Annotated in this window: 15 protein-coding genes; 9 read left to right on the top strand and 6 right to left on the bottom strand. The window is 62.5% G+C overall.

All coding sequences use genetic code 11. The annotated features are described in order from the left end of the window. Positions 1-186: 186 nt before the first annotated feature. The 3 genes from BLQ92_RS20860 to BLQ92_RS20850 all read left to right on the top strand — a co-directional run bounded on the left by BLQ92_RS20860 (position 187) and on the right by BLQ92_RS20850 (position 4,703). Positions 187-1,458 (top strand): YeaH/YhbH family protein, encoded by a 1,272-nt coding sequence (locus BLQ92_RS20860; RefSeq protein ID WP_090686431.1) that lies wholly within the window; start codon positions 187-189, stop codon positions 1,456-1,458. Further along, positions 1,455-3,176 (top strand): SpoVR family protein, encoded by a 1,722-nt coding sequence (locus tag BLQ92_RS20855; protein ID WP_090686430.1) that lies wholly within the window; start codon positions 1,455-1,457, stop codon positions 3,174-3,176. Before BLQ92_RS20860 ends, BLQ92_RS20855 begins: the two co-directional genes overlap by 4 nt. A 222-nt stretch (positions 3,177-3,398) precedes the next feature. Beyond that, a complete protein-coding gene (locus tag BLQ92_RS20850; RefSeq protein ID WP_090686429.1) occupies positions 3,399-4,703 on the top strand; it encodes an MFS family transporter in 1,305 nt (434 codons plus the stop codon). A gap of 218 nt (positions 4,704-4,921) precedes the next feature. On the opposite strand, the gene BLQ92_RS20845 is transcribed toward BLQ92_RS20850, so the two are convergent. The 3 genes from BLQ92_RS20845 to BLQ92_RS20835 all read right to left on the bottom strand — a co-directional run bounded on the left by BLQ92_RS20845 (position 4,922) and on the right by BLQ92_RS20835 (position 6,072). Beyond that, positions 4,922-5,254, bottom strand: coding sequence for a DUF4148 domain-containing protein (locus BLQ92_RS20845; protein WP_090686428.1), 333 nt, complete (start codon positions 5,252-5,254; stop codon positions 4,922-4,924). 77 nt (positions 5,255-5,331) lie between these two features. Further along, the gene (locus BLQ92_RS20840) at positions 5,332-5,601 is read right to left on the bottom strand and encodes a hypothetical protein (protein WP_090686427.1); all 270 of its coding nucleotides are present in this window, start codon (positions 5,599-5,601) and stop codon (positions 5,332-5,334) included. 249 nt (positions 5,602-5,850) lie between these two features. Continuing rightward, positions 5,851-6,072, bottom strand: coding sequence for a hypothetical protein (locus BLQ92_RS20835; RefSeq protein ID WP_090686426.1), 222 nt, complete (start codon positions 6,070-6,072; stop codon positions 5,851-5,853). A gap of 265 nt (positions 6,073-6,337) precedes the next feature. Here BLQ92_RS20835 and BLQ92_RS20830 point away from each other — a divergent pair, with 265 nt between their 5' ends. The 3 genes from BLQ92_RS20830 (at position 6,338) to BLQ92_RS20820 (ending at position 8,703) form a co-directional block, all read left to right on the top strand. Next, positions 6,338-7,150, top strand: a complete 813-nt coding sequence (locus BLQ92_RS20830) for an ABC transporter substrate-binding protein (RefSeq protein ID WP_090686425.1) — start codon at positions 6,338-6,340, stop codon at positions 7,148-7,150. A 99-nt stretch (positions 7,151-7,249) separates the two neighbouring features. Next, positions 7,250-7,975 carry an amino acid ABC transporter permease gene (locus tag BLQ92_RS20825; RefSeq protein ID WP_090686424.1) on the top strand — a complete coding sequence of 242 codons (726 nt, stop codon included), beginning with the start codon at positions 7,250-7,252 and terminating at the stop codon, positions 7,973-7,975. Between the two features lie 2 nt (positions 7,976-7,977). Beyond that, positions 7,978-8,703: an amino acid ABC transporter permease gene (locus BLQ92_RS20820; protein WP_090686423.1), complete on the top strand. Its 726-nt coding sequence runs from the start codon at positions 7,978-7,980 to the stop codon at positions 8,701-8,703. A 240-nt stretch (positions 8,704-8,943) separates the two neighbouring features. Here the strand turns inward: BLQ92_RS20820 and BLQ92_RS40105 are convergent, their stop codons facing one another. Next, positions 8,944-9,114, bottom strand: a complete 171-nt coding sequence (locus BLQ92_RS40105) for a hypothetical protein (protein ID WP_175772209.1) — start codon at positions 9,112-9,114, stop codon at positions 8,944-8,946. Positions 9,115-9,241: 127 nt separating this feature from the next. Further along, positions 9,242-10,129: a LysR family transcriptional regulator gene (locus BLQ92_RS20815; protein WP_175772210.1), complete on the bottom strand. Its 888-nt coding sequence runs from the start codon at positions 10,127-10,129 to the stop codon at positions 9,242-9,244. A gap of 101 nt (positions 10,130-10,230) precedes the next feature. Between BLQ92_RS20815 and BLQ92_RS20810 the strand changes: the two genes are divergently transcribed. After that, positions 10,231-11,220: a zinc-dependent alcohol dehydrogenase family protein gene (locus BLQ92_RS20810; protein WP_090686422.1), complete on the top strand. Its 990-nt coding sequence runs from the start codon at positions 10,231-10,233 to the stop codon at positions 11,218-11,220. A gap of 85 nt (positions 11,221-11,305) precedes the next feature. On the opposite strand, the gene BLQ92_RS20805 is transcribed toward BLQ92_RS20810, so the two are convergent. Further along, on the bottom strand, positions 11,306-12,424 hold the full coding sequence (locus tag BLQ92_RS20805; RefSeq protein WP_090686421.1) for a CHASE domain-containing protein: 1,119 nt from the start codon (positions 12,422-12,424) through the stop codon (positions 11,306-11,308). Between the two features lie 318 nt (positions 12,425-12,742). Between BLQ92_RS20805 and BLQ92_RS20795 the strand changes: the two genes are divergently transcribed. Together BLQ92_RS20795 and BLQ92_RS20790 are read left to right on the top strand one after the other, a co-directional pair. After that, positions 12,743-13,693: a DnaJ C-terminal domain-containing protein gene (locus BLQ92_RS20795; RefSeq protein ID WP_090686419.1), complete on the top strand. Its 951-nt coding sequence runs from the start codon at positions 12,743-12,745 to the stop codon at positions 13,691-13,693. 9 nt (positions 13,694-13,702) lie between these two features. Continuing rightward, positions 13,703-14,020, top strand: a complete 318-nt coding sequence (locus BLQ92_RS20790; protein ID WP_090686418.1) for a chaperone modulator CbpM — start codon at positions 13,703-13,705, stop codon at positions 14,018-14,020. The last annotated feature ends 91 nt before the right edge of the window (positions 14,021-14,111 follow it).

The following is a 14,111-nucleotide window of genomic DNA, read 5'->3' as shown; positions in this document are numbered from 1 at the left end:
CATGAAACTTATAACGTGCCGCCCGCACAGAGAGATTGCGCGGGCACCTTGCGAGGCGCAAGTTGTCTGGACATAGCGTTGTGTTTGCAGCGCGCGTCTCGCACACCCGAAATTAGCGGCGCTGCATGGGATCGGAGTCAAGCGCTCACTCTGATCAACGCGCAGTACCTGCATGGGAGACCGGATGTGCTTCATCAAATCATCGACCGCAGGTTAGCTGGTAAGAACAAAAGTATTGCAAACCGCGAACGCTTCTTGCGTCGTGTCAAAAACTATATTCGTCGCGCCGTGTCGGAAGCGGTGCGCGACCGTAGCATCAAGGATATCCAGAACACCCAGAGCATCACGATTCCGCGCAAGGACATCGCGGAGCCGTCGTTCCGGCACGGTCCCGGCGGCAAGCGCGAAATGGTGCACCCGGGCAACGCCGACTATATCCGCGGCGACAAGATTCCGCGTCCTCAAGGCGGGGGCGGCGGAGGCGGCGGCAACCAGGCCAGCAACGAAGGCGAGGGTCAGGACGACTTCGTATTCGAACTGAGCCGCGAAGAGTTCATGCAGTACTTCTTCGACGACCTCGAGCTGCCGCGTCTGGTGAAAACCCATCTGCTGGCGGTCCCCACCTGGAAGAGCATTCGCGCCGGCTGGGCGGCGGAAGGCACCCCCAACAACATCGACGTGGTCCGTTCGCTGCGCAGCGCGCTAGGCCGGCGTATTGCGCTGGGTGCGCCGCTCGTGAACGAGTTGCATGAGCTCGAACGGCAGCTCGAGGAAATGAAGGCCGATCCCGACGATCGCCGCGACGACATCAAGGCGCTCGAGGAGGAAATCCATCATCTGCGCGGGCGTATCTGGCGCATCCCGTTCATCGATCCGTTCGACCTGCGTTACGTGAACCGTGTGAAGCAGCCGACGCCTTCGAGTCAGGCCGTGATGTTCTGTCTGATGGATGTATCGGGTTCGATGGACGAGCAACGCAAGGATCTTGCCAAGCGCTTCTTCATTTTGTTGTACCTCTTCCTCAAGCGTAACTACGAAAAAATCGAAGTGGTGTTCATTCGCCACCATACGCGGGCCGAGGAGGTCGACGAAGACACGTTCTTCCACTCGACGGAAAGCGGCGGCACGGTGGTGTCGAGCGCGCTGGAGCTGATGAAGAAGGTCCAGGAGGAGCGTTATTCGCCCACCGAATGGAACATTTACGGCGCCCAGGCCTCTGACGGGGACAACTGGACCGACGATTCGCCCAAGTGCCGCAAGATCCTCGCAGATGACATTCTCGAGAAGGTGCGCTATTTTGCGTATATTCAGGTAACGCCCGAGGAACAGAACCTGTGGCTCGAATATGCGCAACTCGCGCTATCGCAGCCGCATATGGCGATGAAGAAGGTCGAGACGGCCGCCGACATCTATCCAGTGTTCCGGGAGTTGTTTGAAAAGCAGGTGGCGTCGTCATGAGCACCAAACATCTGCACAATGAAGCGCGCGGTTATCAGCCGGAGCGCAAGAAAGGCGTGCCGAAGCCGCAATCCGGGCATGCCCAGGCCGCAGCGGCGGAAATTGGGGCCGTTGACGCGGGAGCAGGGCTTGATGCTGCTGCCGCTGCAGAGGGACACACCGGAACGCCCTCAGAGGGGCAAAGGGAAGTCCGTATGAACGTAGCCGATAGGCGGCCACTGCCGTGCCCGTCCGACTGGACCTTCGAACTGATCGAGGAATACGACACCCATATTGCTCATGTTGCAGAGCAATACGAGCTTGACGTGTATCCGATCCAGCTCGAACTCATCAGCGCTGAACAGATGATGGATGCCTACGCATCCGTCGGCATGCCGGTCAACTACCGGCACTGGTCGTTCGGCAAACATTTCCTATCTACCGAAAAAAGCTACCGTCGTGGACAGATGGGGCTGGCCTACGAGATCGTCATCAACTCGAACCCTTGCATCGCGTATCTGATGGAAGAGAACACGATGACGATGCAGGCGCTCGTCATTGCGCATGCGGCCTACGGCCACAACTCGTTCTTCAAGGGCAACTATCTGTTCAAGTTGTGGACGGATGCACACGCCATCATCGATTACCTCGTCTACGCCAAGAACTACATTGCGGAGTGCGAGGAGCGCTTCGGCATGGACCGGGTGGAGGAACTGCTCGACTCCTGCCACGCGCTGATGAATTACGGCGTGGACCGTTACAAGCGGCCGCAAAAGCTTTCGCTGGAAAAGGAGTCCGCGGCGCGCCGCGAGCGCGAGGCGTATCTGCAATCGCAGGTGAACGAGCTGTGGCGCACCTTGCCGAACAAGCACACGCCGCTGCCCGAGGAAACCGACGACCGCTATCCGCCCGAGCCGCAGGAGAACCTGCTGTACTTCGCGGAGAAGAATGCGCCGCTGCTGGAGCCGTGGGAGCGCGAGGTGATTCGCATCGTGCGCAAGATCGGCCAGTATTTCTATCCGCAACGCCAGACCCAGGTGATGAACGAAGGCTGGGCGACCTTCTGGCACTACACGCTGCTCAACACGCTGTATAACCAGGGCAAGCTGGAAGACGGCTTCATGATGGAGTTTCTCCATTCGCACAGCAACGTCGTCTATCAGCCGCCGGTCACGAAGCAGTATTACAGCGGCATCAATCCGTACGCGCTGGGCTTTTCGATGATGAGCGACATTCGCCGCATCTGCGAAAACCCGACCGACGAGGATCGCAAGTGGTTTCCGGAGCTGGCCGGCAGTTCGTGGCTGCAATCGCTGCACTACGCGATGCGCAATTTCAAGGACGAGAGCTTTGTGGCGCAGTATCTGTCCCCGCATCTGATCCGCGAAATGCGGCTCTTCTCGGTGCTGGACGACGACATGCGCGACGCGCTCGAAGTCTCCGCGATCCACGACGACAGCGGCTATCAGTATGTGCGCCAGGCCTTGTCGCGGCAGTACGACATGCATCACCGCGAGCCGAACATCCAGGTGTGGTCGGTCAATACGCGCGGCGACCGTAGTTTGACGCTGCGGCATTTCATGAGCGACAACCGCCATCTGTCCGGCGACAGCGACGAGGTGCTCAAGCATATGGCGCGGCTGTGGCAGTTCGACGTGTATCTGGAAAGCGTCGATGAAAACGGCACGGTGAGAAAGCGCTACGAGTGCCGTTATGTGCCGCCGGCGGTGCGACTCTGATCCTTTGCGCTCTATGAGCGATGTCTAAAGCCAGCCTTCGGGCTGGCTTTTTTATTAGCCTGCCTTGAGCCCGATGGCGAGCTTCAAACCTAACGTTTACCCGACAAATAACATCACAAAACCTTTCATTTCTGTAGAATTCCGCACGCGCGAAGAGAGCGCGCAACGTGAAGGCGGCGCCGCGACCGCTATTTTTCTATCCACGTCAAGGAACGACACAGCATGACCGACCAAACTGACCAGGCCATCGTCACCGCGCACGACACGCGGCGCCGCATCTTCGCGATTGTCGGCGCCTCTTCGGGCAATCTCGTCGAGTGGTTCGACTTCTACGTCTACTCGTTCTGCGCGCTGTATTTCGCGCCGGCCTTTTTTCCGAGCGGCAATCCCACTACGCAACTGCTCAATACCGCCGGCGTGTTCGCCGCGGGCTTTTTGATGCGCCCGATCGGCGGCTGGTTCTTCGGCCGGCTTGCCGACAAGCATGGCCGGCGCACCGCGATGCTGGTGTCGGTGTTCATGATGTGCGGCGGTTCGCTGGTGATCGCGGTGCTGCCCACCTATGCGCAGATCGGCGCGCTCGCGCCAGCGCTGCTGCTGGTGGCGCGGCTCTTCCAGGGGCTTTCGGTGGGCGGCGAGTATGGCACCAGCGCGACCTATATGAGCGAAGTGGCGCTCAAGGGGCGGCGCGGCTTTTTCGCTTCGTTCCAGTACGTGACGTTGATTGGCGGCCAACTGTGCGCCTTGCTGGTGCTGGTGATCCTGCAGCAGACCTTGAGCACCGAGGAACTGAAGGCATGGGGCTGGCGGATTCCCTTCGTGGTCGGCGCGCTGGCGGCGCTGGTGGCGCTCTACCTGCGTAAGTCGCTCGAAGAAACGACCACGGCCGAGATGCGCAAGAGCCAGGAAGCCGGCACGATTCGCGGCTTGTGGGCGCACAAGGGCGCATTCCTGACCGTGCTTGGCTTCACCGCGGGCGGCTCGCTGATTTTCTATACGTTCACCACGTATATGCAGAAGTATCTGGTCAACACGGCGGGCATGCATGCAAAGACCGCCAGTAACGTAATGACGGCGGCGCTGTTCGTGTACATGCTGATGCAGCCGCTATTCGGCGCGCTGTCGGACAAGATCGGGCGCCGCCAGTCGATGATCTTCTTCGGCCTGTTCGCGACCATCGGCACCGTGCCGCTGCTGCACACGCTCAAGGACGTGACCAATCCGTATGCGGCCTTCGGCCTTGTGGTGTTGGCGCTGGCGATTGTCAGTTTCTATACGTCGATCAGCGGCCTCATCAAGGCCGAGATGTTCCCGCCGCAAGTGCGTGCATTGGGCGTGGGGTTGTCGTATGCGGTCGCCAATGCGATCTTTGGTGGTTCGGCCGAGTATGTCGCCTTGTGGCTCAAGTCGGTGGGCAGCGAATCGATGTTCTACTGGTACGTGACGGCGCTGTGCGCGATTGCGGGTCTGGTGTCGCTGCGGATGCGCGACCCGGCGAAGGTGGGGTATTTGCGCAACGAACCCTGAGGGGCTGCGTTTGGGGAGGGGCGCGTACCTCGCCGGTTAGCACGAAAAAAGCAGGAAAGTGCACGAAAAAAGCCCAGCCATCTAGTGCTGGGCGAAGTCACCAGGCATCTGGAGACGGAGGAGTCCGGTATTGGCAAACAGGCCCGCGTGGACGGCTAGCGCGGGCCTGTTTCGTTGGCGAGCCGTTCAAGCGGCCCTGTCCTCATACAGCACGCCGATCAATGACCGACGTAGACCGGCACCGAGTACGGGCTAGCGGTGACTTCGGCACGTTGGCCAGACTGCGAGCTACCGCTTGTGGCCGGACCGTAACCCGTGGTCTCGGCTTGCGCCGTAGCGTTTTGCGCAGCGACGCGTGCTTCAGCGGCCTGGATGTCCGTCGGGTAGTACGGGTCACGACCGCGAGCGGGCGAATAACCGGCTTGTTCCAGCTGCACCAGTTGCGCACGCACTTCCGCGCGGGTCAGCGGCTGGTTCGACGACTGGGCAAACGAAACCACCGGGCTGGCGAGAACAGCAGCAATAGCAACAGCTTGAATGAGCGACTTCATGATATTTGACCTCCGAAGATTGTTTTTGGCCTTGCCAACAGCAGATTCATTACGGCGAGTACGGTGAAAAGCGCGGCTTAATGGCCGAAGAACACCGAACGCGGACCGCTAACCGCTTCACGCGAACCCGATTGCGAGCTTTGCTCAGCTACGCCGCCGTACGAGCTGTTAGCAGTGACATTGGCACGCTCAGCAGCAACGGTCTGGGCGCTCTGGCCTTGTTGCGACGCAGGTGCGCCAACAGTCGGACGATAAAACGGCGCCGGACCATAGCCGCTTGCAAAGGCGGGGGCAGCGAGGGTGGCAGAGGCGGCAACCAGCAGAGCGGCAACGAACTTGGTCTTCATGATGGACTCCATAAACGTTTCGACTTCAACTCGGGGAGGCGTCGCGACAGGGGCCGGTGAGGTTTGCCTGGGGTGTCTGCAACGTCGATGGAGCCAGTGTATACCCTAGCTATCGAAACTTTGTATCGATAGTTCGAAATGACTGTTCCGGATTGGCGGCTAATCCGCTCAGGGCCGCCGGGCAAGGCGGAGCGGGGAGAGCGGGGGGAGCGGCCCGGAGGGCGGCGCAGGCGCTGCGCCGCGCTGGCGTCACGCGATAACGATATCTGTGCCCAATTGATGCAGCAGGTCGCGCAGGGCCTCGGCCTGGGCCATCCGCGCATCGCCGCGCAAATGAATCTGCACCGCGCGCCCGGCGATACCTTCGACCGGACGCGCCAGCCACAGCTCGACCGCGAGTCCGAGACCCTCGGGTTGATTGGCAGCCACCGGTTCGATCACCCGTGGCTTGAAAGCGGCACGCTCGGACATCGCAAGTCTCCTCAAGATCTGATTGCGGAGCCTCGATCCTAGTCAGCGTTCGGCGGCGCGGCAAACGACGAATCGGTCTTTGCAAATCACCGCGTTGCTTAGCAGAAAAGCCGCTTATTACAGGAACATTTCTTGGTTCTGCAGGGTGGGCCCTGGCTGCTAAGGTGGCGCTCGTGCATCGCTCGAACGGTGCCAGGTACTTCACTAGATTGCCGGGTTGCGCTACCCGGCCGCCACACACACTCGCACAAGAAGGTCCATAAAAATGAAATCCAGAACGCTCGCGGCATGGTTCATGGGGTTAACGTTCGCGGTCTCGGGCGTCGCTCACGCCGACCGCCTTGACGACATCAAGAAAGCCGGCGTGCTGCGCGTCGCCACCTTCGATAGCAACCCGCCGTTCGGCTTCGTCGACCCCGCAACCAACCATATCGTGGGCCTCGATGTCGACTACGCGAAGGCGCTGGCCGACAAGCTCGGCGTGAAACTCGAACTGCAGCCGACCAACCCGGCCAACCGGATTCCGTTCCTCACGTCCAGCAAGGTCGATCTGGTGCTCGCCAACTTCACGATCACGGACGAACGCGCCAAGCAGGTCGATTTCAGTATTCCTTATTTTTCGTCGGGTCAGCAGTTCCTCGCGAAGAAGGGCGTGCTGAAGTCGCCGGACCAGCTCAATAGCCTGCGTGTGGGCGCCGACAAGGGCACCACCAACGAGATCACGCTGCGCGAGAAATTCCCGCAAGCCACCATCGTGGCTTATGACGACACGCCGTTCGCGTTTGCGGCCTTGCGCGCGGGCAACGTTCAGGCGATCACTCAGGATGGTCCGAAGCTGGTTGGCCTGCTCGCCAATGTGCCGGACAAGCAGAACTACGAGATCCCGCCGTTCACCATCTCGAACGACTATATGGGTGTCGGCATCCCGAAGGGCGAGACGCGCCTGACGGCCTTCGTCAATACCACGTTGAAGGGGCTTGAAGCCGACGGCTCGGCTGGCAAGATCTATAACCGCTGGTTTGGCCCGCAGACGAAGACGCCGCTCGTGCGCATCTTCAAGATTGGCGACAAGGTTTGAGGCAGGCTGAATAGCCTTCTGAAACGATGGTAGCAACCGGGCACGCCAACGCGTGCCCGGTTGCGTTTTACAGCTCGATGAAATCCAGCAGGTCCGATAATGCAGGCGTGGCTCGCCCCGAAGTATCTGATGTGGTTGTGGCTTGGGTTCGGCGTCACGCTGGGCCTTGCGCTCTCTGCGGCGATTGCCGCAACGCTGGCGGGGTTTGGCCTCGCGATGTGCCGTCACGCCCGCCTCCGGCCGCTGCGCCACGCCGCGCGCGCCTATGTGGTCGTGTTTCGCAACACGCCCTTGCTGGTCCAGTTGCTGTTCTGGTATTTCGGCGTGGCGACTTTGTTGCCCGATGCCTTGATGCAATGGCTCAACGCGCCACACCGCGTCCATCTGGCGTGGCTGTCGGTGCATTGGCCGTCATTCGAATTCGTAGCCGGCTGGCTCGGGCTCACTTGCTACTCGGCGGCCTTTATCGCCGAGGAGTTCGAGGCGGGATTGCGCGGCGTACCGTCCGGCCAGCATCATGCCGCCGCGGCGCTCGGACTGACGCCACGGCAGGCGTTCCGCTATGTCGTGTTGCCACAGGCGGTGCGGATCTCGTTGCTGCCGCTGTTCGGCCAGTACATGAACCTCGTCAAGAACTCCTCGCTAACCATGGCGATCGGCCTCGCGGAATTGTCGTATGCGGCCCGTCAGGTGGAGACGGAGACCTTTCAGACCTTCGCCGCATTCGGTGTGGCGACCGTGCTGTATATCGCTGCCGTCGCGTTGATCGAGGCGCTCTCCCATGTCGTCACGCATCGGCGTGACCCGTCGCTGGCGAGGCGCTAACCATGGAATGGTCGCTGTTCGTCAACAACCTGCCGTATCTGCTGGTCGGCGCGTTTCCCGAGGGGCCGCTGGGCGGGGCGGCTCTGACGCTCGTGCTGGCGGTGAGCTCGGCGCTCGCCTCCGCTTTGCTAGGCGTGGCAGGCGGCATCGCGCTGGCGATGGCCGGCCGCATTACGCGCGTCCCCTTGCTTCTAGTGATCGGCTTTTTTCGCGCGATTCCCGTGCTGATGCTGATCTTCTGGACGTTTTTCCTGCTGCCGGTCGTGTTCCATGTCAATGTGCCGGGACTCGCGGCGGTGATCTGCGCGCTCTCGCTGATCGGCGGCGCATATCTCGCGCATTCGGTCCACGCCGGCATTCTGGCGGTCGGCGCGGGTCAATGGCAGGCAGGGCTGTCGCTCGGGCTCACACGCATGCAAACCTTGCGTTATGTATTGCTGCCGCAGGCGATCCGCATCATGACGCCGTCGTTCGTGAACCAATGGGTCACACTGGTGAAAGACACCTCGCTTGCGTATATCGTCGGCGTCGGCGAACTGTCGTTCATGGCGACCCAGGTGAATAACCGCCTGATGGTCTATCCCATACAGATATTCCTGTTCGTCGGTTTCGTCTATCTGGTCATGTGCACCGCGCTCGACCGGATTGCGACCTACTGGCTCACACGCACGGGCCGCACCACGGCCGCGCATGTGCGTGCCACCGCGCAACCGGTGGCAGGGGAGTAGAGGCCCAAGGGCCCGCTATACGCGGCCCGTTTGCCCGCCTGTCGCGGCTCGAAGGCGCTCGGCAGCGCACTGGACGTAGTGGACAAGGTGGGGAACAGCGGATCGACGGTGGAGGCGGACGCAACCCGGATGGGAAAACTGGCCGCCAGGCAGATCCAACGCTTGACGATCGATCAAAAGTGGCTGGCAAGTCCCTGCGCGAACAACGCCAGCCCCGCGTAGAGTGGTGGGCCCCTGCGGCTAGCTCACCGACGGCTCACCGTCTCCCGGCTTCTTGCCGGGGCGGTCGGCCGGCGACTGCTTGCGCATCTCGTCGTGCCGTTCCGGTAATTTGCTCTTTTCGTTGTCGCTGTGACTGGCTGGCTGCGGATGCTGGAGATCCGGTTGCGGATTTTGGCGGGTTTCGCTCATCTCGTACTCCCTAGGGTGAACACACCCTTGAAGTAGCAATCCGCAGTCCTGCTCAAATGCGGCACCGGCTGAACAGCCTGTGATCCGTAAAGGGAGCCTGTCAGCCAGGCGCCGAAACACCTCGTCGTCAGCCGAATGCCGCCACCACGAAGTCAACAAAGCTGCGCAGCTTCGGGGTGGGCCGGCGGTCCTGGGCGAATAGCAGGTACATCGGCCGCGCCGGCGCTTCGTAAGCAGGCAGCACCTGCACCAGCCGGCCGCTTGCGAGATCGTCGTTGAGCATCTCGCGTGGCTGCTGGATGATGCCGAGGCCCGCCAGCGCCGCGCTGCGCAAGCCCTGGCCATTGTTGATCGAAAACCGGCTGGTCACGCGCACCGTATGCACGCCTTGGGCGCTGACGAACTCCCATTCCGCCATAGGCGGGCGCGTCGAAAACGCAAAGCCGAGGCATTCGTGATTGGTCAGATCCTCGGGCCGGCTCGGGATGCCGCGTTCGGCGAGGTAAGCGGGCGCCGCACAGGTCACGAGCCGGTACGGCGCCAGTTGCCGTGCAATCAGCCCGGAATCCGTAAGCGGGGCGATGCGGATCACGGCGTCATAGCCTTCGTCGACCAGATCGACGACACGGTCGCTCAAGGTCAGATCGACCTGTACCTCCGGATATTGCCGCAGATACTGCGCCACCATGGGCGTGAGGCTGTGCGCGCCGAAGCTCACTGGCGCATTCACCTTGAGCTTGCCACGCGGCGCCGCGAGCAGGTTGGCGGCGAGCGCTTCGGTGGCGTTCGCCTCCAGCAAGACCGCCTTGCTGCCTTCGAAAAACGCATGACCCGCTTCCGTCAGGCTTTGGCGGCGGGTTGTGCGGTTGATGAGCTGCATGCCGTAGCGCGCCTCGAGAAAGCGGATGTGCTTGCCCACCATCTGCGACGAGATGCCGAGGGCGGCGGCCGCAGCCGTAAACGATCCGGTTTCCGCTGCCTTCACGAAGACCGCCATGCTGGTCAAACGATCCATGATTAGAAATCAGATGTTTCAATAGAAGGGTTGGAAGTGCGATTTATCTACGGTGTGGCGGCAATTATAGTGGTTGCACATCAACGTGTTGGAGAAGAAAGATGCCGAAAATCGTGCGTTTCTATGAACATGGCGGTCCGGAAGTACTGAAAATCGAAGACGTCGAGGTGGCGCCACCCGGCGCCGGTGAAGTCACGCTGCAGGTGAAGGCGCTGGGTCTGAACCGTGCCGAATCGATGTTCCGTTCAGGGCAGTACGTGGAGGGCGGCGAGTTTCCGGCGCGCCTCGGTTACGAAGCGGCGGGTGTCGTGAGCGCGCTTGGCAGCGGCGTGACCGAGGTGGCGGTGGGCGATGCGGTCAGTCTGATTCCACCGCTCTCGATCACGCGCTGGGGCACCTACGGCGAAGTGGCGACCGTGCCCGCCGCGTTACTGGTGAAGCATCCGGCGTCGCTCGGCTGGACGGAAGCGGCCGCGGTCTGGATGCAATATGTGACCGCATGGGGCGCGCTGATCGAGATCGCGAAGCTCGGCGCGGGCGACACGGTGATCGTCACCGCGGCATCGAGCAGCGTCGGCCTGGCCGCGATCCAGATAGCGAAGAGCGTGGGGGCGACCACGATTGCCACCACCCGCTCGCGCGCCAAGCAGGACGCGCTGCTGGCATTCGGCGCTGACCATGTGATCGCCACCGACCACGAGGATTTACCGGCCCGCGTGCACGAGATTACCGGCGGCAAGGGAGCGCGTGTCGCCTTCGATCCGGTGGTGGGCCCGATGCTGCCCAAGCTGGCCGAAGCCTTGGCGCCGCACGGCATTCTGTTCGAGTACGGCGCCCTCGACCTCGAAGCAACGCCGTTCCCGCTGTTTCCTGTGCTGGGCAAGATGCTGACGGTCCATGGCTACCAGTACAAGCAGATCGTGGCCGACGCCGGGCGGCTCGAGCGGGCCAAGCGTTTCATTCTCGAGGGCCTCGCGAGCGGCGTCCTCAAACCGGTGATCGACAGGACGTTCACGCTCGATCAGATCGTCGACGCGCATCGCTACCTGGAGTCGAACCAGCAGTTCGGCAAGATTGTCGTCACCGTGTGAGGACGGCGCTGGCGCGGGGCGCTCGAGTCCGCGGCTGGCGCAGATTGCGCAGCCTGATCGAGATGCCAGGCCTCGCGTGCGGCGCTCAAGCGGAGATGCCGCTGCGGGCCCGCGCCAGCAGCCACGCGAGACCCGCCAGCAGCAATGCGCTGGCGAGCCCGGCGATCAATACCGTCATGGCGGCGTAGTCGTTGCCGGCGGCGAGATAACGTTCACTGGCGGTGTAGACCAGCGTGAGCGCCTCGCCGCCGAAGCGCAGCGTGTCGGTCCTGCGCACGAGCGGCGCTGCGTCGTTCGTGGTCTCGCTGAGCGTCGAGCTATATAGCGTCGTGGCAGGCGAGCCGGCCAAAACCTGCAGATCGATCCCCGGCTGATGAGCCATGCCGCGCTCGAATAGCCGCCGGGGATCGACGACCGCGACCAGCACGCCGTCGAAGTCGGGATGTGCATCGGCTGCAACGCTCGCCATAGCCGCGGAGGCAGCAGAGGCAGCAGAGGCAGCAGAGGCAGCAGAGGCAGCAGAGGCCGAGGAAGCATCCGAACTCGCCACCGCAGGGGCGCCCTCTGCGCCATCCCCCCGCGCCGCATGGCCGTACACCGGCAGATACAGCTCGAAATGGGAGTGAGGTGGCTCGAGCGTCGCGCTTGCTTGCGCCGCCAGCGCATCGAGCGTCAGCTCGCCGTTGTCCAGCGCGCGCAGCAGGGCAGCACGCCGCGTAGGGTCGCGGCCCAGGTCGTAGCCGGTGGCGGGCGCACCGGCGCGCACCGGCGTCATCAACTGGACGGGCGCGAACGGCACGTCCCCGGCAGACGCCGGCCCCGCATTTCGTCCCACCGTGGCATAGCCGAGCGCACGAACGATGGACAGCGTGTCGTCCATATCGAGCCGCGTCACGTACTGCCGCCAGGCCTCGGGCGTCACGTTGGGCGACACTGCCAGCAAGCCGCTCGCGCTGCGCAGCACGTACTCGCAAGTGGCCAGTTCCTGTTGCAGGTCGCTCGTGATATGTGCGGCGCGCTGCTCGAACTGGCCACGGGCCGTTTGCAGCGACTGTTCGCGCACCAGCCACCATGTGCCGAGCGCGGTGGTCAGCACGACGGCAAAGGTACAGGCTGCGGCGAATGCCGGCAGGCGGATCAAAGCGGTGATACGCATACGCAGGGTCGAACTCTCGTTGCGAGGCGCATCGCACGGTTCGACCATGCGCGGCTCGATATTTTTTCATGCATACGCCACCCCGAAATCGCCGGTGCCGTGCGGGTTGAAGGACAGCTCGCCCGGGGGCCGCCGCGGCCGCCCCGAATGGATCATCGCAGCCAATACGCATTGTGCGCGGAAGGCATGGATCATGCTAGTCCGTTCCAGCACGAAGGCCCGCAAACTGCAGGCGCACAACGTCGATAACGTTCTCATGAAGGTCCGCAGGGCTAGCGGCACGTTCCTGGCGTTGTCGTATAGAGTAATAGGGCAGCCGGATCCGAACGCAGCGCCGTCCTCACCTTCCATAGGGCTGTCTTTCATATGAAATACAAGGACTATTACGCGGTCCTCGGGTTGGAGCGCAGCGCCTCCCAGGACGAGATCAAGCGTGCTTACCGCAAGCTTGCCCGCAAGCATCACCCAGACCTCAACAAACAGGCGGATGCCGAGGAGCGCTTCAAGGAAGTGGGCGAGGCCTACGAGGTGCTCAAGGATCCGGAAAAGCGCGCGGCCTACGACCGCTTGGGCAGCGAGTGGCAGAGCGGTCAGGAGTTTCAGCCGCCGCCGAACTGGGACGAAGGTTTCGAGTTCCGCGGGGCTGGCGAGGACGCGGCAGGCGAGGCCAACCTCAACGACTTTTTCGAAGCGATGTTCGGCCGGGGGCACGGCCATGGCATGCATCAGCGGCAGGGCCCCGCGGCAGCGATGGCCGGCCAGGACCATCACGCCAAAATCCTGATCGACCTGGAAGACGCCTATCGTGGGGCGCAGCGCGCCATTTCCCTGCAAATGCCGGTGGTCGACGAGCAAGGTCATCTCACGCTGCAAACGCGCACGCTGGACGTCTCGCTTCCGAAGGGCATCCGTGCCGGGCAGCACTTGCGGCTCGCCGGCCAGGGCGCACCCGGAATGGGCGGCGGTCCGGCAGGCGATCTCTATCTGGAGATCGCGTTTCGCGAACACCCACGTTTTCGTGTCGACGGCCGCGACGTCTCGCTCGACTTGCCGGTCGCCCCTTGGGAAGCCGCGCTTGGCGCGCAGGTCACCGTGCCGACTCCTGACGGTTCGGTCGAAATGACGGTGCCCAGGAACTCGCAAGGCGGACGGCGCTTACGGCTCAAGGGCAAGGGGATTCCGGGGACGCCGCCCGGCGATCTGTATGTGGTGTTGAACATCGTCTTGCCGCCGGCCGACACCGAGCGTGCTGCCGCTGCGTACGACGTAATGCGGCAGGCGTTCAACTTCGACCCGCGCGCCCATTTTTACGGATGACCGCTGATCATGAAAGAGACCGTGACGACTTACCTGGAAGGCCAGATAGTCAACGAAGAGATGGAATTCACGCTCGTCGAGTTGTGTCGCGCGAGCGGCGCCTCGCAAGAGGAAGTGACCCTATGGGTTGCGGAAGGCGCATTCGCCCCGCACGGTGCGCGACCAGACGAGTGGCGCTTTAGCGGCGCGTCGTTGCGGCGTGTGCGCACCGCCCGGCGCCTTGCGCACGACCTCGAGATCAATCCGCCGGGTATCGCGCTCGTGCTCGATTTGCTTGACGAAATCGATGCGCTGCGAGCCAATCCACGGCGCGCGCGCAGCGGCTAGGGCGTGCCGCCATTTGACATTCTTCAGATTTAACAATTGGCGCTGCCTGGTACCGCGCTGCCCCGAGCGGCAAGCCGTAGCGGGAGGCCGC

The sequence above is a fragment of the Paraburkholderia phenazinium genome (assembly GCF_900100735.1).
Classification (GTDB): domain Bacteria; phylum Pseudomonadota; class Gammaproteobacteria; order Burkholderiales; family Burkholderiaceae; genus Paraburkholderia; species Paraburkholderia phenazinia.
Note: the sequence above shows the minus strand (reverse complement) of the source record. Positions and strands in the feature narration are given on the sequence as shown.

What these genes read in the sequence shown, in the direction of transcription:
- BLQ92_RS20790 (WP_090686418.1), top strand. Translation starts at nt 13,703, where the DNA reads ATGAAAGAGACCGTGACGACTTACCTGGAAGGCCAGATAGTCAACGAA.
- BLQ92_RS20830 (WP_090686425.1), top strand. Translation starts at nt 6,338, where the DNA reads ATGAAATCCAGAACGCTCGCGGCATGGTTCATGGGGTTAACGTTCGCG.
- BLQ92_RS20840 (WP_090686427.1), bottom strand. Translation starts at nt 5,601, where the DNA reads ATGAAGACCAAGTTCGTTGCCGCTCTGCTGGTTGCCGCCTCTGCCACC.
- BLQ92_RS40105 (WP_175772209.1), bottom strand. Translation starts at nt 9,114, where the DNA reads ATGAGCGAAACCCGCCAAAATCCGCAACCGGATCTCCAGCATCCGCAG.
- BLQ92_RS20810 (WP_090686422.1), top strand. Translation starts at nt 10,231, where the DNA reads ATGCCGAAAATCGTGCGTTTCTATGAACATGGCGGTCCGGAAGTACTG.
- BLQ92_RS20815 (WP_175772210.1), bottom strand. Translation starts at nt 10,129, where the DNA reads ATGGATCGTTTGACCAGCATGGCGGTCTTCGTGAAGGCAGCGGAAACC.
- BLQ92_RS20820 (WP_090686423.1), top strand. Translation starts at nt 7,978, where the DNA reads ATGGAATGGTCGCTGTTCGTCAACAACCTGCCGTATCTGCTGGTCGGC.
- BLQ92_RS20795 (WP_090686419.1), top strand. Translation starts at nt 12,743, where the DNA reads ATGAAATACAAGGACTATTACGCGGTCCTCGGGTTGGAGCGCAGCGCC.
- BLQ92_RS20825 (WP_090686424.1), top strand. Translation starts at nt 7,250, where the DNA reads ATGCAGGCGTGGCTCGCCCCGAAGTATCTGATGTGGTTGTGGCTTGGG.
- BLQ92_RS20835 (WP_090686426.1), bottom strand. Translation starts at nt 6,072, where the DNA reads ATGTCCGAGCGTGCCGCTTTCAAGCCACGGGTGATCGAACCGGTGGCT.
- BLQ92_RS20845 (WP_090686428.1), bottom strand. Translation starts at nt 5,254, where the DNA reads ATGAAGTCGCTCATTCAAGCTGTTGCTATTGCTGCTGTTCTCGCCAGC.
- BLQ92_RS20850 (WP_090686429.1), top strand. Translation starts at nt 3,399, where the DNA reads ATGACCGACCAAACTGACCAGGCCATCGTCACCGCGCACGACACGCGG.
- BLQ92_RS20805 (WP_090686421.1), bottom strand. Translation starts at nt 12,424, where the DNA reads ATGGTCGAACCGTGCGATGCGCCTCGCAACGAGAGTTCGACCCTGCGT.
- BLQ92_RS20855 (WP_090686430.1), top strand. Translation starts at nt 1,455, where the DNA reads ATGAGCACCAAACATCTGCACAATGAAGCGCGCGGTTATCAGCCGGAG.